At 40.6% G+C, this 2,189-nt stretch carries 3 protein-coding genes and 2 pseudogenes; all 5 read right to left on the reverse strand.

Annotated elements, in window-relative coordinates; genetic code table 11:
- Positions 1-241 precede the first annotated feature (241 nt).
- The 5 genes and pseudogenes from FN961_RS25605 to FN961_RS25625 all read right to left on the reverse strand — a co-directional run bounded on the left by FN961_RS25605 (position 242) and on the right by FN961_RS25625 (position 1,954).
- On the reverse strand, positions 242-517 hold the full coding sequence (locus FN961_RS25605) for a hypothetical protein (protein ID WP_185972889.1): 276 nt from the start codon (positions 515-517) through the stop codon (positions 242-244).
- 194 nt (positions 518-711) lie between these two features.
- A pseudogene (locus tag FN961_RS25610) lies at positions 712-864 on the reverse strand (transposase); the annotation flags it as partial.
- A 144-nt stretch (positions 865-1,008) separates the two neighbouring features.
- Positions 1,009-1,245 (reverse strand): annotated as a pseudogene (locus FN961_RS25615) (transposase); the annotation flags it as partial.
- Positions 1,246-1,366: 121 nt separating this feature from the next.
- A complete protein-coding gene (locus tag FN961_RS25620; protein WP_144042968.1) occupies positions 1,367-1,681 on the reverse strand; it encodes a hypothetical protein in 315 nt (104 codons plus the stop codon).
- 9 nt (positions 1,682-1,690) lie between these two features.
- On the reverse strand, positions 1,691-1,954 hold the full coding sequence (locus tag FN961_RS25625; RefSeq protein ID WP_221936156.1) for a hypothetical protein: 264 nt from the start codon (positions 1,952-1,954) through the stop codon (positions 1,691-1,693).
- Positions 1,955-2,189: the final 235 nt, after the last annotated feature.

Genomic DNA, 2,189 nt, shown 5'->3' on the forward strand with positions numbered 1-2,189 from the left:
TGTCTTCGATACTGATTAATGTACTTCTTGGTCTGGCCATTACAATCTCCTCCTAAAGCGATAATGAAAGCTTAGTCAGAGGTTGATGATTCATCCAGAACTATGGGTGGCCATATAATTTGATACTGATTAATGTACTTCTTGGTCTGGCCATTACAATCTCCTCCTAAAGCGATAATGAAAGCTTAGTCAGAGGTTGATGATTCATCCAGAATTATGGGTGGCCATATAATTTTTTTCTTCACTTTTGGGTAGAGTTTAGTTGGTGGGAGATGAATACTTTTATCTCGTCAGACGATTTACAGTCAACAGTTTCGCTGGAAATAACATCTTCGGTTTCAAAGTCTACAACTAAAATATCGCATGTATACTCCCCAGTAACCTCGATGGAAACCATCAGCTTATCCGTAGATAGAGCCATGGATAACTTTCCTCTTAAGCTTTCTGATTCTTCCAGCGTGAGATTAGGGAGCTTTGCGCACTCACCTACCACATAGCTATGTATTTCTTGACTCATCATTACTCCTTAGTCATGACGTGCTGTATGTTAGTTGCCAGAATTATGGGTGGCCATATAATTTAGAGGTTGATTATTCATCCAGAACTATGGGTGGCCATATAATTTAATGGGTGGCCATATAATTATTCCTAAAGCGATAATGAAAGCTTAGTCAGAGGTTGATGATTCATCCAGAACTATGGGTGGCCATATAATTTGTTTTCAACCCACTCACGGCGATGTTCATAGGATTTACCCGTGTCTTTATCAATACCCATTAAGAAGTTTTTACGCACACACCTAGACACGCAGTGATAAAATGGCGTGTCTTCGATACTGATTAATGTACTTCTTGGTCTGGCCATTACAATCTCCTCCTAAAGCGATAATGAAAGCTTAGTCAGAGGTTGATGATTCATCCAGAACTATGGGTGGCCATATAATTTTACTATGAAAGCTTAGTCAGAGGTTGATGATTCATCCAGAACTATGGGTGGCCATATAATTTTATCCACTCTCAATACCAAGTGCAAATGATTAGACATCACCGCATAAGCACTGACGTCTATGGCAAAGATGCTGGCTAAAGCTAATAATCGGCTTTCAACCCACTCACGGCGATGTTCATAGGATTTACCCGTGTCTTTATCAATACCCATTAAGAAGTTTTTACGCACACACCTAGACACACAGTGATAAAATGGCGTGTCTTCGATACTGATTAATGTACTTCTTGGTCTGGCCATTACAATCTCCTCCTAAAGCGATAATGAAAGCTTAGTCAGAGGTTGATGATTCATCCAGAACGATGGGTGGCCATATAATTCATTCTTTTCCAGAACTATGGGTGGCCATATAATTAAGACTTTATGATTTCAAGCTATTTGAGTGTGTACTGAAGTAAGTAACGGCAAATTCCTCACTCAACTCCTGCTTTAGCTCAGCGAAAAGCATTTCACCTTCCTCTTCAAACGCAACTAGAGCTTGCTCATTGCAGAATCCAGAAGTTGCAGGGTCTTCACGGTTCATTGTTTTATCATATTCGTCGCCCCAAGCATCAATTCTTGTAGCTAAACTCTCTGATATTGGCAGTGATGATGGCGCTATATTATCCACGCCGTCACTGAACTCTTCCCATAACGGATAGCAATCATAATCCGTCATCAATTTAATCTTTCTCATATTGCTCACCTATCTTGCTGGGTTAGCCCCAACAATAAATCCATTGCTTCCTGTTGTTACTGCCATTCTATGAGTTTGCCCTCCAAAGCCAACTTCATATATAGGTCTACCAGTTCCTTTACCTTGGTAGCCTACAACCTTACCTCTGGTAACCGCAGCCATAACGGCTTGGGGGATTTGTGATTGACTTATCCCTCGGTTGGCAAAGTCGGCTCCATGCCTTTGCACAATGTGCTGCAATCCTGCGCTAGAATTACCAGTTTCAAGAAACATGATTTTTCCGTCCGCATTTTTGCCTATCTGAACTATATTCGCAGGGTTGTGCTTGATGCCTTGCTGACTAAGCTGCGTCGTTAAAGAGGTAGATGCACTGGTTCTTATAATAGCAATAAATCAAGCCAGCCATCATTAATCAATAACATAACGGCTCTACTGTAGATGTTCAATGTTATAGATAGAATGAAAGCTTATCGAATCTTCTAAAGTAGGCTTTGAAGCTGATATATGG

The organism is Shewanella hanedai (assembly GCF_007197645.1).
GTDB lineage: Bacteria > Pseudomonadota > Gammaproteobacteria > Enterobacterales > Shewanellaceae > Shewanella > Shewanella hanedai.